28 protein-coding genes and 1 riboswitch are annotated in these 24,764 nt (G+C 75.2%); of the genes, 8 read left to right on the top strand and 20 right to left on the bottom strand.

Annotated features, from left to right (window positions below):
- Positions 1-238: 238 nt before the first annotated feature.
- A complete protein-coding gene (locus ACI769_RS09495) occupies positions 239-2,476 on the top strand; it encodes an MMPL family transporter (protein ID WP_409141511.1) in 2,238 nt (745 codons plus the stop codon).
- Here the strand turns inward: ACI769_RS09495 and ACI769_RS09490 are convergent.
- Both ACI769_RS09490 and ACI769_RS09485 read right to left on the bottom strand, forming a co-directional pair.
- Entirely contained in the window at positions 2,460-2,966 is a 507-nt protein-coding gene (locus ACI769_RS09490) for an FBP domain-containing protein (RefSeq protein WP_021483431.1), read from the bottom strand. The genes ACI769_RS09495 and ACI769_RS09490 overlap by 17 nt on opposite strands.
- Positions 2,967-3,454: 488 nt before the next feature.
- Positions 3,455-3,835: a VOC family protein gene (locus tag ACI769_RS09485; RefSeq protein ID WP_043655328.1), complete on the bottom strand. Its 381-nt coding sequence runs from the start codon at positions 3,833-3,835 to the stop codon at positions 3,455-3,457.
- A 178-nt stretch (positions 3,836-4,013) separates the two neighbouring features.
- On the opposite strand from ACI769_RS09485, the gene atpC reads away from it, so the two are divergent.
- Positions 4,014-4,331 carry an ATP synthase F1 subunit epsilon gene (gene atpC, locus ACI769_RS09480; RefSeq protein WP_198285629.1) on the top strand — a complete coding sequence of 106 codons (318 nt, stop codon included), beginning with the start codon at positions 4,014-4,016 and terminating at the stop codon, positions 4,329-4,331.
- 4 nt (positions 4,332-4,335) lie between these two features.
- Here atpC and ACI769_RS09475 read toward each other — a convergent pair whose 3' ends face one another.
- On the bottom strand, positions 4,336-4,734 hold the full coding sequence (locus ACI769_RS09475) for a VOC family protein (RefSeq protein ID WP_051028203.1): 399 nt from the start codon (positions 4,732-4,734) through the stop codon (positions 4,336-4,338).
- Between the two features lie 90 nt (positions 4,735-4,824).
- On the opposite strand from ACI769_RS09475, the gene ACI769_RS09470 reads away from it, so the two are divergent.
- Together ACI769_RS09470 and ACI769_RS09465 are read left to right on the top strand one after the other, a co-directional pair.
- Complete coding sequence (locus ACI769_RS09470; RefSeq protein WP_043655332.1) at positions 4,825-5,073, top strand: DUF2630 family protein; 249 nt, start codon at positions 4,825-4,827, stop codon at positions 5,071-5,073.
- A gap of 50 nt (positions 5,074-5,123) precedes the next feature.
- Positions 5,124-5,375, top strand: a complete 252-nt coding sequence (locus tag ACI769_RS09465) for a hypothetical protein (protein WP_021483231.1) — start codon at positions 5,124-5,126, stop codon at positions 5,373-5,375.
- A gap of 56 nt (positions 5,376-5,431) precedes the next feature.
- On the opposite strand, the gene metE is transcribed toward ACI769_RS09465, so the two are convergent.
- The 6 genes from metE to ACI769_RS09435 all read right to left on the bottom strand — a co-directional run bounded on the left by metE (position 5,432) and on the right by ACI769_RS09435 (position 13,300).
- The gene (gene metE / locus ACI769_RS09460) at positions 5,432-7,879 is read right to left on the bottom strand and encodes a 5-methyltetrahydropteroyltriglutamate--homocysteine S-methyltransferase (RefSeq protein ID WP_409141510.1); all 2,448 of its coding nucleotides are present in this window, start codon (positions 7,877-7,879) and stop codon (positions 5,432-5,434) included.
- 32 nt (positions 7,880-7,911) lie between these two features.
- On the bottom strand, positions 7,912-8,973 hold the full coding sequence (locus ACI769_RS09455; RefSeq protein WP_409141509.1) for a methylenetetrahydrofolate reductase: 1,062 nt from the start codon (positions 8,971-8,973) through the stop codon (positions 7,912-7,914).
- Between the two features lie 5 nt (positions 8,974-8,978).
- Positions 8,979-9,081: riboswitch (SAM riboswitch) on the bottom strand.
- A 211-nt stretch (positions 9,082-9,292) separates the two neighbouring features.
- Positions 9,293-10,816: a cation acetate symporter gene (locus ACI769_RS09450; protein WP_409141508.1), complete on the bottom strand. Its 1,524-nt coding sequence runs from the start codon at positions 10,814-10,816 to the stop codon at positions 9,293-9,295.
- Positions 10,813-11,265 (bottom strand): heavy metal transporter, encoded by a 453-nt coding sequence (locus ACI769_RS09445; protein ID WP_409141507.1) that lies wholly within the window; start codon positions 11,263-11,265, stop codon positions 10,813-10,815. The genes ACI769_RS09450 and ACI769_RS09445 overlap by 4 nt, the downstream gene beginning before the upstream one ends.
- Positions 11,262-12,068, bottom strand: coding sequence for a LytR/AlgR family response regulator transcription factor (locus ACI769_RS09440; protein ID WP_409141560.1), 807 nt, complete (start codon positions 12,066-12,068; stop codon positions 11,262-11,264). The genes ACI769_RS09445 and ACI769_RS09440 overlap by 4 nt, the downstream gene beginning before the upstream one ends.
- Before the next feature lie 59 nt (positions 12,069-12,127).
- The gene (locus ACI769_RS09435; protein ID WP_034653820.1) at positions 12,128-13,300 is read right to left on the bottom strand and encodes a sensor histidine kinase; all 1,173 of its coding nucleotides are present in this window, start codon (positions 13,298-13,300) and stop codon (positions 12,128-12,130) included.
- Positions 13,301-13,386: 86 nt separating this feature from the next.
- Between ACI769_RS09435 and ACI769_RS09430 the strand changes: the two genes are divergently transcribed.
- Entirely contained in the window at positions 13,387-14,352 is a 966-nt protein-coding gene (locus tag ACI769_RS09430; protein ID WP_255438127.1) for an ABC transporter substrate-binding protein, read from the top strand.
- Positions 14,339-15,265 (top strand): siderophore-interacting protein, encoded by a 927-nt coding sequence (locus ACI769_RS09425; protein WP_409141506.1) that lies wholly within the window; start codon positions 14,339-14,341, stop codon positions 15,263-15,265. Before ACI769_RS09430 ends, ACI769_RS09425 begins: the two co-directional genes overlap by 14 nt.
- Here the strand turns inward: ACI769_RS09425 and ACI769_RS09420 are convergent.
- Positions 15,243-15,863, bottom strand: a complete 621-nt coding sequence (locus ACI769_RS09420) for a hypothetical protein (RefSeq protein ID WP_409141505.1) — start codon at positions 15,861-15,863, stop codon at positions 15,243-15,245. The two genes, ACI769_RS09425 and ACI769_RS09420, sit on opposite strands and share 23 nt — an antisense overlap.
- A gap of 94 nt (positions 15,864-15,957) precedes the next feature.
- On the opposite strand from ACI769_RS09420, the gene ACI769_RS09415 reads away from it, so the two are divergent.
- Positions 15,958-16,437 (top strand): META domain-containing protein, encoded by a 480-nt coding sequence (locus ACI769_RS09415; RefSeq protein WP_409141504.1) that lies wholly within the window; start codon positions 15,958-15,960, stop codon positions 16,435-16,437.
- A 22-nt stretch (positions 16,438-16,459) separates the two neighbouring features.
- Here the strand turns inward: ACI769_RS09415 and ACI769_RS09410 are convergent, their stop codons facing one another.
- From ACI769_RS09410 to ACI769_RS09385, 6 genes are all read right to left on the bottom strand, one after another.
- A complete protein-coding gene (locus tag ACI769_RS09410) occupies positions 16,460-16,738 on the bottom strand; it encodes a type II toxin-antitoxin system RelE/ParE family toxin (RefSeq protein WP_034653831.1) in 279 nt (92 codons plus the stop codon).
- A complete protein-coding gene (locus ACI769_RS09405) occupies positions 16,735-17,007 on the bottom strand; it encodes a type II toxin-antitoxin system Phd/YefM family antitoxin (protein WP_034653834.1) in 273 nt (90 codons plus the stop codon). Before ACI769_RS09405 ends, ACI769_RS09410 begins: the two co-directional genes overlap by 4 nt.
- 85 nt (positions 17,008-17,092) lie before the next feature.
- Positions 17,093-17,611, bottom strand: coding sequence for a hypothetical protein (locus ACI769_RS09400; protein WP_157837946.1), 519 nt, complete (start codon positions 17,609-17,611; stop codon positions 17,093-17,095).
- 5 nt (positions 17,612-17,616) lie between these two features.
- Positions 17,617-18,078: a hypothetical protein gene (locus tag ACI769_RS09395; RefSeq protein WP_409141503.1), complete on the bottom strand. Its 462-nt coding sequence runs from the start codon at positions 18,076-18,078 to the stop codon at positions 17,617-17,619.
- Between the two features lie 18 nt (positions 18,079-18,096).
- Positions 18,097-18,363: a YbdD/YjiX family protein gene (locus ACI769_RS09390; protein ID WP_319946636.1), complete on the bottom strand. Its 267-nt coding sequence runs from the start codon at positions 18,361-18,363 to the stop codon at positions 18,097-18,099.
- Positions 18,360-20,657 carry a carbon starvation CstA family protein gene (locus ACI769_RS09385; RefSeq protein WP_409141502.1) on the bottom strand — a complete coding sequence of 766 codons (2,298 nt, stop codon included), beginning with the start codon at positions 20,655-20,657 and terminating at the stop codon, positions 18,360-18,362. The genes ACI769_RS09390 and ACI769_RS09385 overlap by 4 nt, the downstream gene beginning before the upstream one ends.
- A 169-nt stretch (positions 20,658-20,826) precedes the next feature.
- On the opposite strand from ACI769_RS09385, the gene ACI769_RS09380 reads away from it, so the two are divergent.
- Positions 20,827-21,408 (top strand): GNAT family N-acetyltransferase, encoded by a 582-nt coding sequence (locus ACI769_RS09380; RefSeq protein WP_409141501.1) that lies wholly within the window; start codon positions 20,827-20,829, stop codon positions 21,406-21,408.
- On the opposite strand, the gene ACI769_RS09375 is transcribed toward ACI769_RS09380, so the two are convergent.
- From ACI769_RS09375 to ACI769_RS09360, 4 genes are read right to left on the bottom strand one after another with little or no spacing between them, the layout of a single operon-like run.
- Positions 21,368-21,970, bottom strand: coding sequence for a TetR/AcrR family transcriptional regulator (locus ACI769_RS09375; RefSeq protein WP_409141500.1), 603 nt, complete (start codon positions 21,968-21,970; stop codon positions 21,368-21,370). The two genes, ACI769_RS09380 and ACI769_RS09375, sit on opposite strands and share 41 nt — an antisense overlap.
- Before the next feature lie 3 nt (positions 21,971-21,973).
- On the bottom strand, positions 21,974-22,561 hold the full coding sequence (locus tag ACI769_RS09370; RefSeq protein WP_354052250.1) for a sugar O-acetyltransferase: 588 nt from the start codon (positions 22,559-22,561) through the stop codon (positions 21,974-21,976).
- The gene (locus tag ACI769_RS09365; RefSeq protein WP_409141499.1) at positions 22,558-23,871 is read right to left on the bottom strand and encodes an MFS transporter; all 1,314 of its coding nucleotides are present in this window, start codon (positions 23,869-23,871) and stop codon (positions 22,558-22,560) included. The genes ACI769_RS09370 and ACI769_RS09365 overlap by 4 nt, the downstream gene beginning before the upstream one ends.
- Positions 23,872-23,914: 43 nt before the next feature.
- A complete protein-coding gene (locus tag ACI769_RS09360) occupies positions 23,915-24,733 on the bottom strand; it encodes an alpha/beta fold hydrolase (RefSeq protein ID WP_409141498.1) in 819 nt (272 codons plus the stop codon).
- Positions 24,734-24,764 lie beyond the last annotated feature (31 nt).

The raw sequence follows: 24,764 nt of genomic DNA, 5'->3' as shown, positions 1-24,764 counted from the left end.
CGCCCCGGGTCGCACCGGGCGGGGGCGGCGGCACGAGCCGCCCCCGCCCGACCCGTCTCGTCCGGCGCCCGGCAGGGCGTCCCCGCAGGGCGGAGCGCGGTCCGACGGCGCTCCCACCCTCGCGTAGGGTGCTCACGTCCGCGCGCTGCCGCACGGACGCACCGCACGAACGTCGTGGGCGAGCCGGCCGAGGCCGACCCCACGACTCCCCGACGAGTTCCCGACGAGGGGAGCCCCCATGACGCTCGGACGCCTCCTGCACCGGACCGGACGGTTCGCCGCCCGCCGCCGGGGCGTGGTCCTCGCCGTCTGGGCCGTCCTCCTCGTCGCGGGCGCCGTGCTCGGCGGGGCGGTCTTCGACAAGACCTCCGACGTCGACCCCGCCCCGCCGGGCAGCGCGTCCGCCCTCGCGGCGGAACGCCTCGAGGAGCTCGCCCCCGAGGGGGAGACCGTCGTCGCGGTGCTGTCCGGCCGCGACCACTTCTCCGCCGACCTCATCGCTCAGGCGAGCGAGGTCATGCACGGCATCCGCGCGATGCCCGGCGTCGTGGAGCTCTCCGACGCCTACACCGGCGGCGGGCTCATCGCCGACGACGCGCAGGGCTCGCTCGTCGTCGTCGAGCTCGACCCCGCGCTGTCCGACGACGAGGCGCTCGCCCTCGCGCACCGCGTCGCCGACGCGCTGCACACCGTCGACACCCCCGAGGTGCTCGTGGGCGGTGCGCTGCTCGCGGAGGAGGCGTTCGTCGAGCAGGCGATCACCGACGCCGCGGTGGGCGAGGGGATCGCGATCGCGGTGCTCCTCGTCGTGCTCGTCGTCGTCCTCGGCGGCCTGCGGGCCGGCCTGGTCCCGCTGCTCTCCGCGCTCGCCGCGATCGCGGTCGCGCTGCTCGTGCTCAGCGGGCTGCTCGGCGTGGTGCCCGTCAACGAGTTCGCCGTGAACGTCGTGACGCTGCTCGGTCTCGGCCTCACGGTCGACTACTCGCTGCTCGTGCTCGCGCGCTTCCGCGAGGAGCGCGCCGCGTCCCCGGGCCTCCCGCTCGACGAGCTCGTCGGGCGCACGCTCGCGACCGCCGGCCGCGCCGTGCTCGCCTCCGGCCTCGCGGTCGCCATCTCGCTCGCCGGGCTCCTCCTGCTCGGTGACTCCCTGCTCTCCGGCATGGCGGTGGGCGGCGCGATCGTCGTGCTCGTCGCGACCGCCGCCGGGCTCACGCTCGTCCCCGCGCTCGTCGCGACGTGGCACCGCGCGATCCCCGCGCCGGGCGCGCGCACCTGGTCCCACCCGTGGACGGGCCGCGGCGGCGCCGGCACGCTCGGCCGGCTCGCGCGCACCGCGCAGCGCCACGCCGTGCTCGTCACGCTCGGCGCGACGGCGCTCCTGCTCGCGCTCGCCGTGCCCCTCGGCTCGCTCACGCTCGGCAGCTCGGAGGTCCGCTCGCTGCCCGCCGACGCCGAGGCGCGCCTCGCCGCCGACGCCACCATCTCCCGCTTCGCCGACCTCGGCGTCGCGCCCGTCACCGTGCTCGTGGAGGGCCCGGTCGACGACCCGGCGGTGCCCGACCTCCTCGACCGGGCCGCCGCCCTGCCCGGTGTCGAGGACGCCATGCAGGACACCGGCTACCCGCCCGAGGTCACCGTTGTCGACCTCACGCCCGACGTCGGCCCGGGCGGTGACGCGACGGCCCAGGAGGCGCAGGACCTCGTGCACGCCGTGCGCGCCCTCGACACCGACCTGGAGGTGCGGGTCGCCGGACCGGCCGCCGAGGTCGTCGACACCCAGGAGCACCTCGCGCAGCGGCTCCCGCTCGCCGCCGGGGTCGTGGTGCTCGCGACCTTCGTGCTGCTCTTCCTGCTCACCGGCTCGCTCGTGGTGCCGCTCAAGGCCCTCGTGCTCAACCTCCTCACGCTCGCGGCGACGCTCGGCGTCCTCGTCTCCGTGTTCCAGCACGGCGTCGGCGCCTCGCTCCTCGGGTTCGAGCCGTGGGGCGCGCTCGACGTCACCACGCCCCTGCTCGTCGGCATGCTCGTGTTCGGCCTCTCGACCGACTACGAGGTCTTCCTGCTGTCCCGCACCGCGGAGGAGTGGCGCGCCCGCCCGCCCGGCGAGGACCCGCGCGTCGCGAACGACCGGGCCGTGCTCCGCGGCATCACCGCGTCCGGCCCGGTCGTCACGACGGCGGCCGTCGCCATCGGCATCGTGTTCCTCGGCTTCGCGGCGGGAGAGCTCGTCGCGATGAAGGAGGTCGGCGTCGGGATGGCCGTCGCCGTGCTCCTCGACGTCACCGTCGTGCGCGGGCTGCTGCTGCCCGCGACGATGACGCTCCTGGGCCGGTGGAACTGGTGGCCCTCCTGGCGCGGGGGAGAACCCGGGTCCGCCGACGTAGAGCCCGGGTCCGCCGAGGGAGACCCCGGGTCCGCCGAGGGAGAGCCTGGGTCCGCCGAGGTAGAGCCGCGGTCGGTCACACGTCGCGCATGACCTCGGTGACGAAGCGCGCGGAGCGCTCGCGGAGGCCGTCGACGCGGAGCTCGACGAACAGCTCGCGCATCGACTCGTCGTCGCCCATCTCGGTGCGGGTGGGCGCCCGGCGGACGTTCTGCGAGCAGAGGAACTGCGTGCAGATGAGGGTGCCGACGGTGTTGCCGCGGCGCCCGGCGGCCCCGGCGCGGCGCGCCACGTAGAGGCTGACGTCGTCCGTCACGACGACGTCCTCGCACCACGCGCACACCGCGCGCTTGCGCCGTCCGCCCGTCTTGGCGTCGGTCGAGCGCAGCAGGACGCCGCGCGGCTCGTCGTCGACCTCCACGACGGCGTACGCGAGGAGCGGGGCCTTGCGGTCGCGCCACCCGAGGTAGTCGAGGCGGTCCCAGTCGAGCGTGTCGAGGTCGGGGAGGGTCGCCTGCGCGGCCTCGCGCTTGGACGCGTTGACGAACGACGCGCGGATCTGCTTCTCGGTCAGGGGGTTCATGGGTTCGCTGCTTCCGTGTCAGGACGGTCCGCGGCCCGGCGGGCGTGCACGACGACGCGTGCTCGCCCGGGCGCACGACGGCGCCTCCGGGGGCGGGGAGGACGGCGTGCCCGCAGCCGTCGCGTCGTGACCGGCGCGGCCGGGCGACGACGGGGTCGTCGGACGGCGGTGCGCCCCGGAGCGCGGCGGGCGTCGGGGACGACGGCCCGCGGCCCGGTGGTCTCAGCGGGTGACGGTGCGGGGGGAGAGGGCGCCCGAGCAGGCCGCCATGGCCACCTCGCAGCCTGCGGTGCCGTGCATCCGCGTCTCCTCGTCCCGTGCGGCGCGCCGTCGGCGCGATCCTGATCCGTGGTCGTGCCCGTCGGGCACGACGGACGGCTGCCCACGGCAACCGTCACTCTCGATGGTGCGCCTCGGCACCCGCCGTCGTCAACGTGATTGCCGCCGGGCTGCCGCGCGACCCCGGCCCCGACGGCCGACGTCGCCCCTCAGGACGTGGCCCAGACACCCAGCTCGTTGCCGCTCGGGTCGAGGAAGTGGAACCGGCGGCCGCCGGGGAACTCGTACGGGCCCTCGACCACCTCCCCGCCCGCGTCCCGCACGGCGGCGAGCGTCGCGTCGAGGTCTTCGGAGAACAGCAGGACGAACGGACCGCCGCGGGTCACGTCGCCCGACTCGGCCAGACGCAGACCGCCGGCCTCGTCCGCGCCGGACTCCGCCGCCGTGCGGATGCCGGCGTACCCGGGGCCGTAGGGGACGAACTCCCAGCCGAAGGCCGCGCCGTAGAACGCCTGCGCGGCGGCGAGGTCGGTCACGGGGAGCTCGACGTAGTCGATCGAGTGGTGGATGCCGTGCGCGTGGGTGCTCATGCACCCATCGTGACGTGGGCCACCCACGGTCGGCGCGCGGGCCGCTCGCAGACACCACCGCGGCGGGCGTTTCCCCGGTGACCTTCGACCCCGACCGGGTGACGAAGTGCCGGGTCCGGCGAGCGGGTCGCCCGGCCAGACTCGGAAGTTCCGCCGTCCACCGTCCGGGAGGAACTCCGTGCCCGTCGCCCTGCCGTCCCCGTCCGAGACCGCCGCACCCGCCGGGGAGCGGCTGGTGTTCGTGGAGGTGGTGGTGCCGTCCGGGGTGTTCTGGGCGGGGGAGGCGCGGAGCGTGACGGTCCCGGCGGCGTCGGGCACGCTGGGCATCCTGCCGCGGCACCAGCCGGTCGCGGCGTCGCTCATGGCGGGCCGGGTGCGTCTGCGCACCCCGGACCGCCCGACGGCCGAGCTGCGGATCGGGGGCGGGTTCCTCGTCGTCGACCAGGACGAGGTGACGATCCTCGCCGACGACGCGACATGGGTGCGCGCTCGGTAGCCCGCTACGCGGGGTCGGTCGTCGTCCCGAGCTGCACGACGACGACCCGGTGCCCGTCGGGGTCGTGGACGTGCGCGAACCGGTCGCCGGTCTCGGCGTCGGCGTCGGGCCCGACGAACGGCTCGACCCCGGCCGCGGCGAGGCGTGCGAGGGTCGCGTCGAGGTCGTCGACGTAGAGCACGAGGTTGGGCAGGCCGTGGCGCACGAGCGGGGCGCCGCCCTCGGGGAGCGGCACGAGCCACAGGCCGGGCTCGTCGACGCGTCCGGGGCCGACGTGGAGCAGGGGGAACCCCTCGGTCTCTCCCTGGAACAACGTGCGGAAGCCGAACCCGTCGGCCCAGAACGCGGCGCTCGCGTCGAGGTCGCGGCAGAGCAGGACCGTGCGCCCGATCGTCGTCGTCATGCGACGAGCCTAGGGCGCACCGCCGACGCTGCGCCGCGTGGGGCCGGCCTCCCGGGGCGCGCCCGCGCCGTCGGGCATACCGTGGACGGTATGGCGACCGACGGCGGCATCCGCAGGACGATCAGCGACCTCGTGGCGCAGGAGCGCGAGCTCCGCGAGCAGCTCGCGCAGGGTGAGATCACCGGGGGCGAGGAGCACGAGCGGCTCCGCGCGATCGAGGTCGAGCTCGACCAGTGCTGGGACCTGCTGCGCCAGCGTGGCGCCGCCCGGGAGTTCGGCGGCGACCCCGATGCGGCGGCGGTGCGAGACCCCGGTACGGTGGAGAACTACCTGGACTGATCGCCGACGGCGACGTCCGGCTCCCGTTCCGACCTCAGAAGGAGAACCCCATGACCACGTCCAGCGAGCAGGCGGCGCACAGCCCCCTCCCCACCGGGACCGAAGGGCGCGACATCCCCGGTCACGCGGGCGCGGTCGCACGGTTCGTCGTGGCGTTCGCGCTGTTCGTCGGCGGGCTCGTGCTCATGGGGTCGGGCATGTCCGGCGTCGACGGCGGTGTGTGGCTCTTCGTGGGCGGCCTCGCGGCGGCGACGCTCGCCTTCGCCCTCCCGATGGCGGGCACGGGCACGACCGAGCGCTGACACCCTCGACACGGAGGCCGGGTCCTGACGGGACCCGGCCTCCGGCGTCTCCGGGGTCAGCCGAGCGTGGCCCGGACGGCCTTCGCCGCGGTGACGAGGTGCTCGAGCGACGGCACGGTCTCCTCGTAGCGGCGGGTCTTCAGGCCGCAGTCGGGGTTGACCCAGACGACGCGCGGGTCGATCGACTTCACGGCGAGCTCCAGCAGCTCGGTGACCTCCTCCGTCGAGGGCACGCGCGGGCTGTGGATGTCGTAGACGCCCGGCCCGATGCCGCGCGAGTACCCGGCGTCGCGCAGCTCCGGCACGATCTCCATGCGCGAGCGCGCCGCCTCGACCGACGTCACGTCGGCGTCGAGGCCGTCGATCGCGCCGATGACCTCGCCGAACTCCGAGTAGCACAGGTGCGTGTGGATCTGCGTCGCCGCCTCCACGCCCGACGTCGCGAGCCGGAACGACCCGACGGACCAATCGAGGTACGCCGGCTGGTCCGCGCGGCGCAGCGGCAGGAGCTCGCGCAGCGCGGGCTCGTCGACCTGGACGATCCCGATGCCGGCGGCCTCGAGGTCCGCGATCTCGTCGCGCAGCGCGAGGCCCACCTGGTTCGCCGTGTCGCCGAGCGGCTGGTCGTCGCGCACGAACGACCACGCGAGGATCGTCACGGGCCCGGTGAGCATGCCCTTGACGGGCTTCTCGGTGAGCGACGCCGTGTACGCGGACCACTCGACCGTGATCGGCGCGGGCCGCGTGACGTCGCCCCACAGGATCGGCGGGCGGACGCAGCGCGACCCGTACGACTGGACCCAGCCGTTCGCCGTGACGGCGAACCCGTCGAGGTGCTCCGCGAAGTACTGCACCATGTCGTTGCGCTCCGGCTCGCCGTGCACGAGCACGTCCAGGCGCAGCTCCTCCTGGAGCGCGACGACGCGCGCGATCTCCTCGCGCATCGCGGTCGTGTAGTCCGCGTCCGACAGCTCGCCCTTCGTCCACAGCGCGCGGGCCCGGCGGATCTCGGGCGTCTGCGGGAACGAGCCGATCGTCGTCGTGGGCAGCAGCGGCAGGTTCAGGCGCTCCTGCTGCGCGGCCGCACGCTCGGCGTAGTCACCGCGCGCGAAGTCCGCGTCGGTCAGCGCGGCCGCACGCTCGCGCACCGCGGGCACGACGACGCCGCTCGCCTCCGCGCGCGACGCCACCGCCGCGCGGGACGCCTCGATCTCCTCCGCGACGGCGTCGCGACCCTCGGTCAGCGCGCGGGCGAGCGTCGCGACCTCGCCGACCTTCTGGTCCGCGAACGCGAGCCAGTCGCGCAGGCGCGGGTCGAGCGTCGTGCCCGACGCCGTTCCCGCCTCGGCGAACGTCTCGTCCTCCACGTCGTGCGGCACGTGCAGCAGCGACGTCGACGTGCCGACGGCGACCGCGCCCGCGCCCAGGGCCCGGACGGTGTCGACGATGTCGAGCTTCGCCGCGAGGTCGGCGCGCCACACGTTGTGCCCGTCGATCACGCCCGCGACGAGCGTCTTGCCCGCGAGGCCGGGGACCTCGCCGTCGGCCGCTGCCGGGACCGCGCCCTTGACGAGGTCGATCGCGATCGCGTCCACGTCCGTGCCGGCGAGCAGCGCGAGACCGTCGCGGGCCGCGGCGCCGTCGCGCTCGGCGGCGGCCTGGAGGCCGCCGAACGGCGCGGCGACGAGGATCGCGGGACGCGCCTGCGCGGCGTCCCGGGCACCGACGGAGAGCTCCGTCGCGAGGGCGCGGTACGCGGACCCCACGGCGGCGGCGAGCTCGGCGAAGGGCACGTCGACCGAGTCGGTGACGAGGATCGGCTCGTCGAGCTGGACCCACGGCGCGCCGGCCGCGGCGAGTGCGCGCAGCAGGTCGGCGTAGGCGGCGACGACGTCGTCGAGGCGGTCGAGCGGCGCGAACCCGGCGGGCGCGTCGTCCGCGGCCTTGGACAGCGCGAGGAACGTCACGGGCCCGACGACGACGGGCCGCGTCACGACGCCGGCCTCCTTCGCCTCGACGAACTCGCGCGCGACGCGGTCGTCGACGAACCGGATCGGGGTGTCCGGGCCGATCTCGGGGACCAGGTAGTGGTAGTTCGTGTCGAACCACTTGGTCATCTCGAGCGGGGCGTCGTCCCCCTGGCCGCGCGCCACGGTGAAGTAGCCCGCGAGGTCGAGGCGGCCGGCGTCGTCCGTCAACGACGCGAACCGCGACGGGACCGCCCCGAGGGCGGCGGCGACGTCGAGCACCTGGTCGTAGAAGGAGAACGAGCCGGGGACGGACGCGTTGTCGGCGCCGAGGCCGAGCTCGACGAGGCGGCGCACGGTCGCGAGGCGCAGCTCGCGGGCCGTGGCCTCGAGCTCCTCGGCCGACGTCTTGCCGGCCCAGAACGCCTCGACGGCCTTCTTGAGCTCGCGGCGGCGCCCGATGCGCGGGTAGCCGAGCACGGTCCCGGCGGGGAATCCGACCGGGTTCTGGGTAGGGGAGGGTACGGAAGTGGCCATGATCGAAACCTCTTGCTGGTCCGGAGGACCGGTCAGACGGGCGCGCCGTGCGTGGCGGCGCTCGTCGTGGGCAGGGAGGTGCCGGTGACCCACGGCCCGCTGGCCAGGTCCGGGACGAGCGGGGCGGCGGCGGCGCTGGCGCCGCCCCCGGTCCCGCCCGACCCGCCGCCGAGGTGGACACCCTCGAGCAGGTCAAGAGCGGCGCGGTGCTTGTTGAACGTGTACACGTGCAGACCGGGCGTGCCCGCGTCGAGGACGCGCTGCGCGAGGTCGACCGAGTACGCGATCCCGTAGGCGTGCTGCGCCTCCGGGTCGGGCAGGGCGTCGAGCGCGTCCAGCAGGTGCTGGGGCGCGCGCACGCCCGTGAGCTCCTCGACGCGACGGAGCCGCGCGGGCTCCGTCGTGGGCAGCAGCCCGGCGAGGATGGGGATCGTCACGCCGGCCGCACGGGCCTCGGCGACGAAGTCGGTGTACGACGACGCGTCGTAGAAGAGCTGCGTGATCGCGAAGCTCGCGCCGGCCTGCTGCTTCTGCCAGAGGCGGCGCACCTCCTGGGCGCGCGTCGTGCCGGCGGCGGGGTTGCCGTCGCAGAACGTCGCGACGGCGATCGTCAGCGGCCGGGCCGCGCCGCGCAGCGCGACCGCCGGGTCGGACGCGCAGCGCGACGCCTCGACCTCGCGCAGCAGCGCGACGAGCTCGGTCGACGACCGGACGCCGTCGGGCGCGGGCTGCCAGTCCGGCTGGTCGCGCGGCGGGTCGCCCCGCAGCGCGAGGAAGCTCCGCACGCCCTCGTCGAGGAAGTCGGTGATGACCGACTCCACGTCCTCGCGCGACGCCCCGACGCACGTGAGGTGTGCGATCGGCAGCACGGGCGTGCCCTGGAGCAGGCGTCCGACGACCTGGCGCGCGGTCGCGCGGTCGGTGCCCGCGGCGCCGTACGTCACGGACACGAAGTCGGGGTGCGTCGCGACGAGACGGCGTGCCGTCTCCCAGAACTTCGGGGCCGCGTCCGGTCGGCGCGGGGGCATGAGCTCGAACGACACCGTCGGCCGAGGACGGCCCGGACGGTGCGCGAAGGATGCCTCTGAGGTCATGCGTCACTCCATCGACCCTGGCGTTAGCACCTTTGTCCTCGGGAGGCTTCCGTCGGCGGGTTGCTGCGGTGTCGTCGAGCCAGGACTCTCGACCGCTCTGGATGGTTGGCACGATCCTACGACCCATCCGACATGCGGTCGAGAGCGCCCGCCAGGTGAGATGCGGAGGGATCGGCCGGAGGCGTAGCGGCGCCCCGCGCTACGGATCTCAGGCTCTCTACGCTACGAATTTCAGGTTTCCTACGCTACAGATTTCAGGTGCTCGAGCGAGGTCCCAGACACCGACCATGGCGACGGGTCGGCGTCGGCCTCGCAGGTCTCAGGCCCTCCGGCGCTCGGGCACGTGCAGACGCCGGAGGAACCGGTCGGTGCGCAGCGGCGGGCCGCGCCGGTCGAGGAGAGACACGACGACGACGGTCGCCGTCGCGAGCGGGATGGTCCAGGCAGCGGGCTGGGCGAGCAGGGCGCGCACGATGCCGGGGACGCCGTCGGCCATGTCGCCGGACGGGCTCCCGTACCCCGCGGCGACGAGCGCGGACGACGCGAGCAGCGCCGTCGCGCACAGGACGGCCCCCACGACCATGCCCGCCACCGCGCCCCGCGCGGTGAGGCCGCGCCACCACACGCCGAGCAGGATGACGGGGGACAGGGCCGACGCCGCGAAGACGAACACCGTCCCGACGCTCGTCACGAGGCCCTGCGGGATGGTGACGAGCGCGAACGCGAGCGGGATGAGCGTGCACGCGACCGCGGACCAGCGGAAGGACCGCACGGTGCCGCCGAACAGGTCCTGGCTCACGACGCCCGCCAGCGCCACCACGAGCCCCGACGACGTCCCGAGGAACGCGGCGAACGCCCCGGCGACGACGAGCGCGGCGAGCAGCTCGCCGCCGAGCCCGGGCACGAGGCGGGTCGGCAGCGCGAGGACGACGGTGTCCGCGACGCCGGGCGCCGCGAGGTCGGGCGCGACGACCCGCGCCACGAGCCCGAGCGTGCTCGACACCATGTAGAACACGCTGATCATGACGAGCACGACCACGGTCGTGCGGCGGGCCGAGCCGCCGTCGGGCGAGGTGTAGAAGCGCACGAGGACGTGCGGCAGGCCGGTCGTGCCGAGCAGGAGGGCGAGCAGGAGCGAGACGGTCGCGTACGCGTCGAGGCCGCCCGGCCCGGCCTCGTGGGGGAACACGGCGGCGGGGTCGAACGTGACGACGGCGCCGCCGGGCTCGAACGCCCCGCCGAGCGCCATGAGCACGACGACGAGCGGCACCGCGAGCGCGGTGAGCTTGACCCAGAACTGGAACGCCTGGACGAACGTGATGGAGCGCATCCCGCCCGCGGCGACGACGGCGCTCACCACGACCGCGATCCCCACCGAGCCGACCCACGGCGGCACCGGGGCCACGCTCGTGATGACGAGCGCCGCCCCGTGGAGCTGCGGCACCACGTAGAGCCACCCGATGACGAGCACGAGCACGCTCGTCACGCGGCGCGCGACCACGGAGTCGAGCCGGGCGTGCACGAAGTCGGGGATCGTGTACGCGCCGCTGCGCCGCAGGGGGCCCGCGACGAACAGCAGGACGAGCAGGTAGCCCGCCGCGTACCCCACGGGGAACCAGAACGCCTCCGCGCCGGACAGCAGCACGAGGCCCGAGAGCCCGAGGAACGTGCCCGCGGACAGGTACTCGCCGCTGATCGCCGACGCGTTCCAGACCGGCCGCACGGTGCGCGACGCGACGAAGAAGTCGCTCGTGGTGCGCGAGATCCGCAGGCCGTAGAACCCGATGAGCCCGGTCGCGAGCAGGAGCAGCGCGATCGCGACGAGGGGCAGCGTGCTGGTCACGGCGCACCGCCGTCGTCGGGGCCGGGCTCGTCGGGCGCGCCCGCGCTCTCGGCGAGCGCGCGGTACCGGCGCTCGTTGCGCGCCGCCGCGACCGCGAAGACGACCGCGAACGCGACGATCACGGGGTAGAAGCCGTACGCGTGCACGAGCCACGGCAGCGGCACGCCGAGCACCACGACGTCGTCCAGCGCGGGCACGCCGCTCATCGTCACCGTGAGCAGCGTGACGACGGCGAGGAACGACGCCACGCACGCCAGCCCGAGCCGGAGCTGGGCCCGGACGAGCCCGCGCGTGTACGCGGTCGCGGCGTCGTCGGGCTCGCCAGCCCGCGCCGTGCCCGACGCCGCGCCGCCCCGCGGGGCGGTGCCCTCGCCGGGGCTCGGGCCCGCGGGGACGTCCGTGGACCGGACGCGCACGCGCGCGTCCCGACGCGGGTCGGTGCCCGTCACGGCGCGCCCCGGTGCGGCCCGAGGAGCGCCTCGCGGACCGCGGGCACCATGCGGCGGCTCACCGGGACCTCGTGCCCGGCGACGACGAGCGCGGGCTGCGCCCCGCCGAACCGCGCCGCGGTCACGGCCGCGCGGTCCACGAGGTACGACCGGTGCACGCGCAGGAACCCCGCGGGCGCCCACCGCTCCTCGAGGTCGGAGAGCGGCTCGCGCACGAGGAACTGCTCGGTGTCCGTCACGAGCCGGGAGTAGTCGCCCTGCGCCTGCACCCACCGCACCGCGCTGCGCCGGACGAGCCGCGTCGTCGTGCCGACCGTCACGACGAGCGTCTCGTCGGCCGGGGCGGCGCCTCCCGCCGGGCCACCGGCCGCGGGCGAGGGAGCGGCGGCGCTGGCGGGCGCTGCCGCGTCGGTCGCGGGGGCGCGCCCCGCCGCGGTGCGCTCCGCGACCCGCTCGACGACGCGGTCGACGGCCCGCGCGAGCCGCTCGCGCCGCACGGGCTTGAGCACGTAGTCGACGGCCTCGACGTCGAACGCCTCCAGCGCGCGCGCCTCGTCGGCGGTCACGAACACGACCGCCGGGCGGTCGGCGAACCGGGAGAGCGCGCGGGCGAGGTCGAGGCCGGTCAGCCCCGGCATGTGGATGTCGAGGAACGCCGCGTCCACCGTGCGCGACGAGAGCTCGCGCAGCGCCTCCGAGCCGCTCGCGACCCCGCGCACGGTGCGCACGCGCGGGTCGCGGCGGAGCAGGGCCACGAGCTCGTCGAGCACGGGCCGCTCGTCGTCGGCGACGAGCACGTCCAGCCCGACGGCGTCGCCCGCCCCGCCGGGGAGACCGCCGGCCGGAGCCGGGTCCGGGGTGGTCACGGCACGCTCACCTCCGTCTCGTGCAGCGGCTGCGACCGCGGGACGCGCAGCCGCACGAGCGTGCCCGAGCCGGGCGCGGTCTCGATGTCGAGCGCGTGGTCGTCGCCGTAGAGCTGGCGCACGCGGGTGTCGACGTTGCGCAGGCCCACGTGCGTCGTGTCGCGCGACGTGAGGAGCTCGCGCACGACGGCCGGGTCCATGCCGACGCCGTCGTCCTCGACCGTGATCTCCGTCTGGGTGCCCTCGTCGCGCGCGGTGATGACGATCGTGCCGCCGTGCTCGCGCGGCTCCAGGCCGTGGCGCACGGCGTTCTCGACGAGCGGCTGCACGGAGAGGAAGGGGATGACCGCCGTCAGCGACTCCGGCGCGATCTGCAGGGTGACGGCGAGGCGCTCGCCGAACCGGGCGCGCTCGAGCTCGACGTAGGAGTGGATCGAGCGCAGCTCGTCGGCGAGGGTCGTGAAGTCGCCGCGCCCGCGGAACGAGTAGCGCGTGAAGTCGGCGAAGTCGAGCACGAGGTCGCGCGCCCGCTCGGGGTCGGTGCTGATGAACGACGCGATGGCGCCGAGCGCGTTGTAGACGAAGTGCGGGCTGATCTGGGCGCGCAGCGCGCGGAGCTCGGCCTGGGCGAGCGCCGTGCGCGACGCCTCCAGCTCGGCGAGCTCGAGCTGCGCCGCGCACCACTGCGCCACCTCGCCCGTCGCGCGCACGAGCGGCGGCCGCACGGTGTCGGCGAACGCGACGACGACCCCGGCGACGCGCCCGCCCGCGACGACGGGCGCCCCGACGGCGTCCTCGACGTCGCCGCTCTCGACGTGCCGCCGTCCCGTCGCGAGGACGCGCTCGGCGACGCGCCGCGCGTCGGGCTCGAGCGTCGAGCTCCCGTCGAGGGCGACCGCGCCGTCCGCCGTGACGACGGCGAGCGCGTCGGCGCCGAGGAGCTGGCGCAGGGAGCGGGCCGCGCGGCCGACGTCGTCGCCGTCGAGCCCGTCGCGCAGGTGCGTCGCGGCGCGCGACGCGAGGTGGAGGGTGCGGAACGTCGCCCGGTCGGAGTCGCTCCCGAGCTCGCGCGACCCGCGCGCGAGCCGCCAGGCGAGCACGAGCCCGAGGGTGAGCAGGACGCCCACGACGAGACCGGCGGCGGCGCCGGCGAACACGGGCCCGGACATGCAGTGATCGTATCCAGCGCGGCGTCACCCACCCCGGTGGGGCAGATAAGGTTAGGCAGTCCTATCCCATGACGAAGGAACCTCCTGTGCCGATCTCCCGGACCACGTCGAGCCCGCGCGTGCGCCGCAGCGTCACCACCACCGCCCTCGTGCTCGCCGCGACCCTCCTCGCGGCGTGCTCGTCCGACCCCGAGCCCGCGGCGACCGGCGCGCCGGCGCCGGACGACACCGCGACGGGGTACGCCGTCGAGCACGCGCGGGGGACCGCCGAGCTCGACGCGGCGCCGCAGCGCGTCGTGACGCTCGAGCCCGTCGAGACGGACACCGCCGTCGCGCTCGGCGTCGTCCCCGTGGGGGCCGCCGTGCTGAGCGTCGAAGCGGGCGTGCCCGCGTACCTCGGCGAGGAGGCGCAGGCGATCGAGGTCGTCGGGACCGTGCCCGAGCCGAACCTCGAGGCCATCGCGGCGCTCGAGCCGGACCTCATCCTCGGCACGGAGTCGCGCCACTCAGACCTGTACGACCAGCTCGCGAGCGTCGCGCCGACCGTCTTCATGGCGACCCAGACCGACCCGTGGCAGGACAACGTGCTGCTCGTCGGGCGCGCGCTCGGCCGGGAGGCGGACGCCCAGGCCCTGCTCGACGCCTACGACGCGCGGTGCGCCCAGCTCCAGGAGGACTACGACGTCTCCGGGACGGCGCAGCTCCTGCGCCCGCGCGACGGCATCGTGTCCGCGTACGGGCCGCGGTCGTTCGCGGGCAGCACGCTCGAGTGCGTCGGGTTCACGACGCCGGAGCAGGAGTGGGGCGAGGACATCTCCGTGGACCTGTCCCCGGAGCGCGTGACCGAGGCCGCCGCCGACCTCGTGCTGGTCTCGGCCGCCGACCCCGACGACGCGTCCGCGGTCCCCGCGGAGATCCCGCTCAACGCCGCGTCGTTCCCCGACGTGCGCGTCGTGGACCAGTCGTCCTGGATCAGCGGCGTCGGGCCGCTCGGCGGGCAGGCCGTGCTCGACGACGTCGAGCGCTTCCTGCAGGACCGTGCCGGCTCCTGACGCGGCGGCCGGGCCCCCGGCGACCGCCGGGAGCCCGGCCGGGTGCCGGTTCCACCGGTCGCCCAACGTGCTCTTCCCGACGACCGTCGCGCGCGTGCACGACGTCGGCCCGCGCCTCGTGCGCGTGACGCTCGCCGGTCCGGACCTCGCCGTGTGCGCCGACGTCGGGCTCGACCAGCGAGTGAAGATCCTGCTCCCGGGGCCGGGCGCGGACCGCCTCGCGCGCCGGGCGCGCCTCGCGGACGAGAGCACGTGGCGCCGTGAGTGGTCCGCGCTCGACGACGACGAGCGCCCCGTCATGCGCTCGTACACGCCCGTGGCCGTGCGGTCGGAGGCCGCCGAGGTCGACCTCGACCTGTACCTGCACGAGCCCGCGGGCCCGGCGAGCGCCTGGGCGCGGCGGGCGGCGGTCGGGGACCGCGTCCTGCTGTCCGCGCCGCACGCGCGGTTCGGCGTGACCGACCACGGCACCCAGTGGGACCCGGGCCCCGCCGTCGGGCACGTGCTCCTCGTCGCCGACGAGACCTCCGCGCCCGCGGTGCGCGGGATCCTCGCGAGCCTCGGACCCGACGTCCGGGCGCACGTGCTCGTCGAGGCCGACGACCCGGCGGACGCCCCGCTCGGTGACGTGCCCGCGACCGTGCACGTCGAGCGCGTGCCCCGCGCGCGACGCCGGGGCGCCGAGCGGGCGGTGCTGGGCGCCGTCCGCGACTGGGTCGCGGAGCACGGCCGGTCCGCGGCCTCCGCGGGCGACGGCTTCTACGCGTGGTGCGCGACGGAGAGCGCCACGGTCGCGCGCGCCCGGGCCGAGCTCGTGGCGGCAGGCGTGGCGCGGTCGCGCGTGCACGCCCAGGGCTACTGGCACGACCGCGCCCGGCCGGACGCGACGCTCAGACGAGGAACGCGACCATGACGACGAACGCGACCAGGAAGAACAGCAGCACGCCGACCCCGACGAGCAGGCCCAGCGCGACCGGGTGCGCCTGACGCCACGGCACGAGCCGGGGGTCCATCGCCCGCAGCTGCACGGGAGTGACCGGCTGGTGGACCGGGTTGAGCGGGACGCCGCGGTGCGCGAGGTCGAGCGCGAGGGCCGAGAGCTGGTCGCGGTCCCACATCTGCCCGACGAGCAGGGCCAGGCGCTTCGTCGGCCCCACGACGATGAGGTGGTGCGTCGGCGTCGTGCCCCCGAACCCCATGCTGTCGACCGTGACGACGCGCTCGATCTCGGCGACCGTGAACCGCCGCGGCCGGCCCCACCCCTGGACCGTCACGGACCCGTCGCCGAACGTGACGCGGGAGCGGTCGGTGAAGTGGCGCGCGAGCACGTACGTCAGCGGGATCATCGCGAGCACGACGCACGCGTACCCGACCGCGAGGGCGACGTTGCGCGTGCTGATCCCCAGGGAGACCGCCGTCAGCCCGAGGATTGGCACGAGGATCGCGACGTACGTGAGGTTGGCGCGCAGCACACGGCGCTTGGCGTCGTCGTCCAGGGTCAGCTCCGTCACGGGCGGCATCGTCCCACGGCACCCCACCCCCGCGCCGGGCGGCCCGCCCGGACGGTCGGTGCAAGGTTCGACCGCCGGGCGACACGATCGAGACATGACCCGACGACGTCCCCCGTGCAGGGCGACGGCCCTCCCGGTGCTCGCCGTGGCGCTCCTCGCCTCGTGCGCCGGGCCGGGTGCCGACGCGCCCGCCCGCCCCGGGGAGGCGTCCGGGCCCGTGCACACGACGACCGCCGAGCCCGTCTCTCTGCCCGACGGCGCAGTGCCCGCCACCGCGGGGGACCTGGTCGGCCGCTGGCAGCCCGAGACCGACTACGCGACGGACCCGCACGTCGTGCTCGCGGAGGACGGCACGTGGACCGGGACCGACGGGTGCAACGTCGCGGACGGCACCTGGCGCGTCGGCGCCGAGGGGCGCCTGGTCGTCACCTCAGGCGGGCACACCGAGATCGGCTGCGAGGGCGAGCCGGTGCCGTACCTCCTGGCACTCTCCTCCCGCGCCGGGCTCGACGGTGACGTGCTCGTGCTCGTCGACCACGACGGCGCCGAGCTCGCGCGGCTGGAACGGGGCTGACTCACGTACCGCCCGTCCTGGGCTACCGGTAGGCGTCGGCCCGGTAGGCCATCCGCATCACGGTGACCAGACGCTGGTCGTCGTCGATGCGGACCAGGACGCGGAACCCGATCCCGACGTACCCGGCGCGCTGGCCGGCGAGCTCGGCCCCGAGCGCCTTCGTCACCCGGTAGGGGTTCGACGCAAGTGGTTCGTCGCAGAAGCGGATCACGGCGTCGGCCAGGCGTGGTGGGAGCTGGTAGAGCATGCGCGCGGCCGGTGGGCTCAGGCGCACCTCCCACCCACCGTCGACGTCGGTCACCGTCGCGAGGCCAGCTGCTCGCGCACCTCAGCGAGGCTCAGGGTGCGGCCCTGCGCCACCGCCTCCTCGGCCTCGGCCATCTCGGCCGCGTGGTCAGGGTCGGACAGCCATGCCAGCGTCTCCATGAGCGTCGCCAGGTCTTCCGGCGCGATCAGCACCGCCGCTGCCTTCCCGTGACGGGTGATCGTCACCGGTTGGTGGGTGCTCTCCACCTCGTCGACCAGGGCGGACAGGTTGGTCTTCGCTTCGCTCATGGGATAGGTCTGCACCCCATGATTCTAGTCTCTATTCAGACTCGAATTCTAGTCTGAAGATGAGGCGCCTTCTCGGTGTCCATCTGGTCGGTACGGGTGCTCAGGAACCGCGGAACAGGCGCTTGCGCGACCGCGGGTGGCCGGGGGAACCGGCGGGCAGGTCGTAGGCGCTCGTCCACACCGGGACGTCGTCGGGCGGGAACGCCCCGGCGCGGACCGCGGCCTCGTGCAGGTGCCGCGCGACGGCGCCGAAGCTCTCGCGGCACGAGAGCTGGCCCTCGACCAGGGAGAGCGTGACGACGGTGCGGTGCGCGGCGCCGTCGGGCTGGACCGTCGCGACGGCCCGCCCGTGGGAGAAGAACGCCGCCGCACGCGGGGTGACCAGGCGGAGCACGTCGAGGTCGTCGAGGAAGAACGCGCGGGCCGCGCCCCCGACCTCCCACAACGACGCGCCCTCGCGGTGCGCGGCGTCGGACGCCCGGCGCTTCCAGCGCAGCGCGTCGAACGCGGCGGCGACCCACCCGGCCGCCGTCTCGGGGTCGGTCGCGAGCACGAGGGTGCACGCGGAGAACGTCCCCCGCGGCGGGTCGGACGTGATGCGGACGGGAGGGCGGACCACGCCCGTCACCGTAGCCCGTGGGGGTCGGGCCCCTCGCCGAGGCCGGCGAGCGCCCGCAGCAGGACGTCGTGACCGGACCGTGCGGCACCGGGCAGCCAGGCGGCGAAGACCGCGCCGAAGGCGAGGGGGAGGAGCGCGACGAGCCACGCGACCCCGTTCTGGTAGACGGCGCCGAGCGTCGCGATCCCGGCGGCCGCGGCGAGCCAGATCGCCACCAGCACGAGGTCCAGCCCGCTCGGGGCGACCGTCCCGCGCACGCGGACGCCGTCGGGCTCCTCGGTGAGCCGGGCGCGCAGCACGCTGTGCCCGCTCGCGTGCACGCCCCGGGCCCAGCGGCGCGCGACGAGCACGTCGTCGCGCACGCGGACCCGGACCTCCTGCCCGCGGCGGGGCAGCTCCGCGGCGCGCTGCCGGACGTCGGCGACGGAGACCCGCGGCAGGAGCAGGTCGAGGGGGACGCGGAGCACGGCGCCGAGCCTAGGCCGTCAGCAGCAGCGCGACCCCGGGTTGGCGTCCTGCTCGGCGTGCCGCATGCGCCAGAACTCGCGCTCGGTCATGACGACGCCGCCCGGGTGCACCGCGCGCTGGTGCGCGGCGTAGGTCGCGTACGCGTCGTCGCCCATCACCTGCCGCACGTACCAGCGGACGCGGGCCGCGCCGTCGTGCACGCGGGCCGCGGCGGTGCGGAGCCCCGCCACGACGGTCGCGCGGACCGTCGTGGCGGGACCCTGCGTCCCCTGCCGCACCGTCACCGGTGCCCCGTCGCGGCAGGGCGCTTCTCGGGCGGCAGCGCCGCCCACTCCTTCTGGATCGCCTTCTCAGTCTTCGTCGCGAACAGGTCGGCCGGGGCGAACCGGCGCGACGCGACGGGCGGGTCCTCGTGGTTGGCGCCGCCGCCGTCGCGCAGCGCCTTCGCGGTCACGAGGACCGACGCGACGATGACGACGATCGCGAGGACGACGAACACGATCGAGAGCGTGCCCTGGACGAACGTGTTGCGGACGACCGCCTCCATCGCCTCGACCGAGCCGGCGGTGCCGAACGACGTCTCGCCGGCGGCGAGCGCGTCCTTGAACGCGTTGTGGTTGGCCCAGTACCCGACCGCGGGGACGGGGGAGAAGATCTTCTCGATCGACGCCCAGATGGTGATGACCGCGGTGAACGCGAGCGGTGCCGCGACGATCCACAGCCAGCGCTGGTAGCTGCGCCCGCGCTTGGCGACGATCGCCAGCACGACGGCGAGCGCGATGGCCGCGAGGAGCTGGTTCGCGATGCCGAACAGCGGGAAGAACGTGTTGATCCCGCCGAGCGGGTCGGTGACGCCGAGGTAGAGGATGCTGCCCCACCCGGCGACCATGATCGCGGTGCACAACCACACGCCCGGCCGCCACGTGACGTCGCGGAACCTCGGCGACACGTTGCCGAGGGTGTCCTGGAGCATGAACCGCGCGACGCGCGTGCCGGCGTCGACGGCGGTGAGGATGAACAGCGCCTCGAACATGATGGCGAAGTGGTACCAGAAGCCCATCATCGCGGTGCCGCCCACGAGCTGCTGCATGATGTGCGCGAGGCCGAGCGCGAGCGTCGGGGCACCGCCCGTCCGGGACACGATCGACGGCTCCCCGACGGCCTCCGCGGTCGAGGTGAGCATGTCCGGCGTGAGGTGGACGCCCATGAGGCCAAGTCCGTTGACGAACGCGACCGCGCCCTCGACCGTGCCGCCCGTGGCGGCGGCGGACGAGTTCATCGCGAAGTAGATGCCGCGGTCGATGGAGATCGCGGCGACGAGCGCCATGATCGCGACGAACGACTCCATGAGCATGCCGCCGTAGCCGATGAAGCGCGTCTGGCGCTCCTTCTCGACGAGCTTCGGCGTCGTGCCCGACGCGATGAGCGCGTGGAAGCCGGACAGCGCGCCGCACGCGATGGTGACGAAGAGGAACGGGAACAACGCCCCGGACACGACCGGGCCCGTCTCGCCGCTCGCGAACTCGCTGATCGCGGGCACCGTGATCTCGGGCCGCACGACGATCACCGCGACCGCGAGGACGACGATGACGCCGACCTTCATGAACGTCGAGAGGTAGTCGCGGGGCGCGAGCAGGAGCCACACGGGCAGGACGGCGGCGACGAAGCCGTACACGATGACGCCGACCGCGATCGTCGTGCGGTCGAGGTGGAAGAGCTCGGCGCCCCACGCGGTGTCCGCGATCCAGCCGCCGCCGACGATCGCGGCGAGCAGCAGCACGAAGCCGATGACCGAGACCTCGGTGATCTTCCCGGGCCGGATGTACCGCAGGTACACGCCCATGAACAGCGCGATGGGGATCGTCATCGACACGGAGAACACGCCCCACGGGCTCTCGCCGAGCGCGTTGACGACGACGAGCGCGAGGATCGCGACGATGATGATCATGATGAGCAGCGACGCGACGATCGCGGCGGTGCCGCCCACGCGGCCGAGCTCCTGACGCGCCATCTGGCCGATGGTCCGCCCGCCGCGGCGCATGGAGAAGAACAGGACGAGGTAGTCCTGGACCGCGCCGGCGAGCACGACGCCGACGATGATCCAGATCGTGCCGGGCAGGTAGCCCATCTGGGCGGCGAGCACCGGGCCGACGAGCGGGCCCGCGCCGGCGATCGCGGCGAAGTGGTGGCCGAACAGCACGTGCCGGTCGGTCGGGACGTAGTCCTTGCCGTCCTCGCGGGCCTCGGCGGGCGTGGCGCGGCGGTCGTCGGGGCGCGTGATGTAGCGCTCGATGACCTTGGAGTAGAAGCGGTACCCGATGAGGTACGTGCACACGGCGGCGAACACGAACCAGATCGCGTTCACGGTCTCGCCGCGGACGACCGCGAGCATGACCCACGCGATGCCGCCGAGCAGGGAGATCGCGGCCCACAGGGCGATCTTCTGCGGCGTCCAGCGGGTGCGCGCCTGTGCCCCGGGGAGCTCCTCGGGCACCGCGGTGGGGGGCAGGGACGGGTCCGGCGCGATCTCCGGGTCGTCGTCCGCGGCGTTCCGCGCCGCGCGGGTGTCTGTCGTCATCGAGCCTCTCCAGGGTCGCGTCGTTGCGGTCCGACCACGGAAGGCTAGGAACCGCGGCGGACCGTGATCCACGTCACGACGGCGGGCGGTCGAGGTGTGCGACGAACGGTGGTCGGTGTGCGACGAGCGGCGCAGGAAGAAGGTTGCGCGCGGCTCGTAGCCTGGGGCGGTGCAGACGCTGACGACGCCCCGACTGACCCTCCGCCCCTGGCAGCCCGACGACGCCGACGCCGTCCTCGACATCTACTCCCGCTGGGACGTGATGCGGTACGTCGGGACGACGCCGCGCGTCCTGGAGCACCGGGACGAGGCGCTCGCGCGGGTCGCCGCGTGGGCCGAGGTCGACGACGGCACGTACGGCGTCTGGGCGGTCGTCCCGCGCGAGGACGACGGCGCCGGTCTGCCCGACGGCGTGCCGGTGGGGACGATCCTGCTCAAGTCGATCCCGGCGTCGGGCACGGGGGACCCGTTGCAGCCCTCCGGCGACACGGAGATCGGGTGGCACTTCCACCCCGACGCGTGGGGCCGCGGGTACGCGTCGGAGGCGGCCTCGGCCGTCCTCGCGCACGCGTTCGCGCGGGGTCTCGACCGGGTCGTCGCGGTGACGCACCCCGACAACGCGGCGTCCCAGGCGGTCTGCCGGCGGATCGGTATGACCCCCCGCGGCAGGACCGACGCCTACTACGGCGTGACGTGCGAGCTGTTCGACGTCACCGCGGCGGAGGGGGTGCGGGCGGCCCGACCCGCGTGAGGCGGCGGACCGCACCGAGGACGTCGACGTCGTCGTGCGGCTCGGTGTCGAGCGCGCGGTGGATCGTCATGCCCTCGATGAACGCGTCGAGCACGCGGCACGTCGCGGGGTCGAAGTGGCGGCCCAGCGCGGCGCGGCTGCGACGCATCCAGTCGTTGGTGAGCGTCCGGTAGGCCGGGTCCCGCGCCGCGAGCGTGTAGAGCTCGTGCGACAGGACGAGGTCGCGCTGCGTCGCGAAGACGTCGTGCGTGATGAGCGTCGTGACGGCCTGGACGGCCTCCTCGGGCGTGCGCGCGTCGCCCATGCGGCGCTCGAACTGCGCGGCGGCCTCGCGCGTGAACCGGCCGAACGCCTCGCGCAGCAGGTCGTCCATCCCGGCGAAGTGGTACGTCATGGAGCCGAGCGGGACGTCGGCCGCCGCCGCGACGCGCCGGTGCGAGGTCCCTTCGACCCCGTGCTCCGCGATCACGTCGAGGCACGCGTCGATGATGCGGTCGCGGCGCTCCGGGTCGTGGCGGCGCGCGCGGCCCGTCGGGCCGGGAGGCACGGGGGTCTTGGTCACGGCTCAGATGTTCTCGCGGATCACGCGCGCCGGGTTGCCGACGGCCACGACGTTCGCGGGCAGGTCGCGCGTGACGACGGAGCCCGCACCCACGACGGTGTTGTCGCCGATCGTCACGCCCGGGCACACGATGACGCCGCCGCCGAGCCACACGTTGTCGCCGAGCGTGATGGGCTCGGCGGCCTCGAGCTTGTCGCGCCGCGGCTGGGGGTCGACGGGGTGCGTGGGGGTGAGGAGCTGGACGTTGGGGCCGATGAGGCAGTCGTCGCCGACGGTGATCGCCGCGACGTCGAGCGCGGTGAGCCCGGAGTTGACGAAGGTCCGGTCGCCGAGGTGCACGTTGCTGCCGAAGTCGACCGCGAGCGGGGGCTTCACCGACGCGCCCTCGCCGAGCGAGCCGAGCAGGTCGGTGAGGATCTCGCGGGCGCCGTCGTCGTCGCCGTCGAGCACCGCCCGGTGGTAGGCGTCGACGAGGCGCAGGCCGCGGTGGACGCCGCGCGCGATCTCCGGGTCGTCGGCGACGTACAGGTCGCCCGCGGCCATGCGCTCGTAGCTGGTGCGGTCGTCGCCGGCGAAGTAGTCGGTGGTCATGCGCGGGTCTCCTGGGACTCGAGGGTGCGGTCGTGCGGGGCGGGGCGGTGCCGCGAGGTGGTGGCGCGGCGCGGTGCGAGGACGCCGGCGAGCAGCACGACGACGACGCCCGCCAGCGGGAGCACGAGCAGGCCGGTCCGCAGGCTCGTGGCGTCGGCGACGAGCCCGACGATCGGCGGCGACAGGAGGAACCCGAGCCGCATGAGCCACGAGACGAGCGTGAGGCCCGTGCCCGCGCGCAGCCCGGGGAGCTCGTCCGCCTGCTGCATCGCGGCCGGGACGAGGGTCGCGACGCCGAACCCGGCGGCGGCGAACCCGGCGATGGTGCCGGGCACGGAGGGGAACGCGAGCGCGAGGCCCGTACCGAGCGCGACGAGCGCACCCCCGGTCCGGGCGACGGCACGCTGGCCGAAGCGGTCCACGAGGCGGTCGCCGACGAGGCGCCCGACGAACTGGGCGCCGACGAGCGCGACGAAGCCGGCGGCGGCGAGCGTCGCGGGGGCGCCGAGCGACCCGGACAGGTAGACCGCGGCCCACGTGCTGCCCGCGTCCTCGACGAGGGTGCCCGCGACGGCGACGAGCACGAGCGCGGCGAGGACGGCGGCCGTGCGGCCCCGGGACGCGCGCGCGAGTGCTGCGCCGGCCCCTGCGGGCTCCGCGCTCGCCGGGGCGCCGGCCGCCGCACCCGCCTCGGCCTCGGCCGGGACGGCGTCGGGCGCCTCGCCGTCGAGCCCCGGCAGGCACCAGCGCAGCGCGACGAGCGCGACCACCGCGAAGAGCGCGCCCGTGATCGCGAGGTGGACGCCGAGGGGCAGGCCGAGCGCGATGGCGGCGGCCGCCATGCCCCCGCCGACGACGGCGCCGACCGACCACAGCGCGTGGAAGCCGTTGATGATCGAACGGCCGTAGCGGCGCTGGACGCGCAGCCCGTGCGCGTTCTGCGCGACGTCCGTGAACGCGTCCATCGCCCCCGCCGCGAACAGCGCGACGACGAGCAGCGGCAGGGCGGGCGCCAGGCCCGCGAGCAGCAGCCCGGCCGCGGTGAGCACGGTGCCCGCGACCGCGACGCGCGCCGACCCGAACCGGCGGACGAGCGCCGCGGCCGCGAGCCCGGCAGTGATGGCCCCCGCGGGGAACGCCGCGACGGCGAGCCCGTACGTCGCGTTGCCCAGGTCGAGCCCGGCCTTGATCTCGGGGTATCGCGGCACGAGGTTCGCGAACAGCGCGCCGTTCGTGAGGAACAGCGCGGCGACGGCGACCCGCGCGCGCCGGACGTCCGGCGCCGGGCGCGCGAGGGTGGGAGACGGCATGCGGACGATCGTACACACGATGTGTACGGCCGTACACATCGACTCAGTCGACGGTGTCCTGGACGAAGCGCGTCAGCACGTCCGCCATCGCCGCGGGATCCCAGGAGTGGAACGCGCCCTCGATCGCGCGGACCTCGCCGTGCGGCACCGCGTCCACGATCTTCCGTGCGGAGAGCGGCATCTCGGGGAACGTCGACGTCCCGTACGCCGCGAACACCGGGACCCCCACGCGCGCGAGAGTCCCGTCCTCGATCGCCGCCGACGCGCGGACGAGGGACTCGCCGTCGGCGCGCTGGCTGCGCGAGCCGCGCGCGAGCCGTTCGAAGTCGGGGGAGCGGCGCATGCCCTCGAGCCACTCGGGCGGCATGTCCTTCATGTACTGCTCGGTCGCGCCGACGTAGTCCTCGGCGTCGAGCCGGCGCTCGAACTCGTCGATCCACTCCTTCGTCGTCGCTGCGTCGTCGCCCAGCGGCGCCTCCCACAGCACGAGGCCGGTCACGGGCAGGCCGGCGAGTACCGCCGCGAGCGCGATCGTGCAGCCGGACGAGTGCCCGCACAGCACCGCCCCGCGGCCCGTGCCGCGGTCTGCGACGGCGATGACCGCCGCGAGGGCGGACAGCTCGCGCTCGAGGTCGAGCACGCCGTCGGCCGGGCTGTCGCCCCGCCCGAGGCGGTCGTGGACGAGGGTCGTGACGCCCTGCCGGGCCACGCGCTCCGCCGTCTCGGTGGTCACCGGGTCGATCGCGCGGAACGGCCCCGCACCGGCGACGAACACGAGGCCCGGGCCCTCGCCGCGCAGGTCGTAGGCGACGGCGTCGCCCCGGGCGGTGGTGACGCGGCTCGTCGTGAGGCGGTCGGTCATGGCTGCTCCCTCGGCTCGGCGGCGGCCGGCG

The organism is Cellulosimicrobium sp. RS (genome assembly GCF_046159675.1).
Taxonomy (GTDB): domain Bacteria; phylum Actinomycetota; class Actinomycetes; order Actinomycetales; family Cellulomonadaceae; genus Cellulosimicrobium; species Cellulosimicrobium funkei.
The sequence above is the reverse complement of the archived record's forward strand: the minus strand, read 5'-3'. Positions and strand labels throughout refer to the sequence as shown.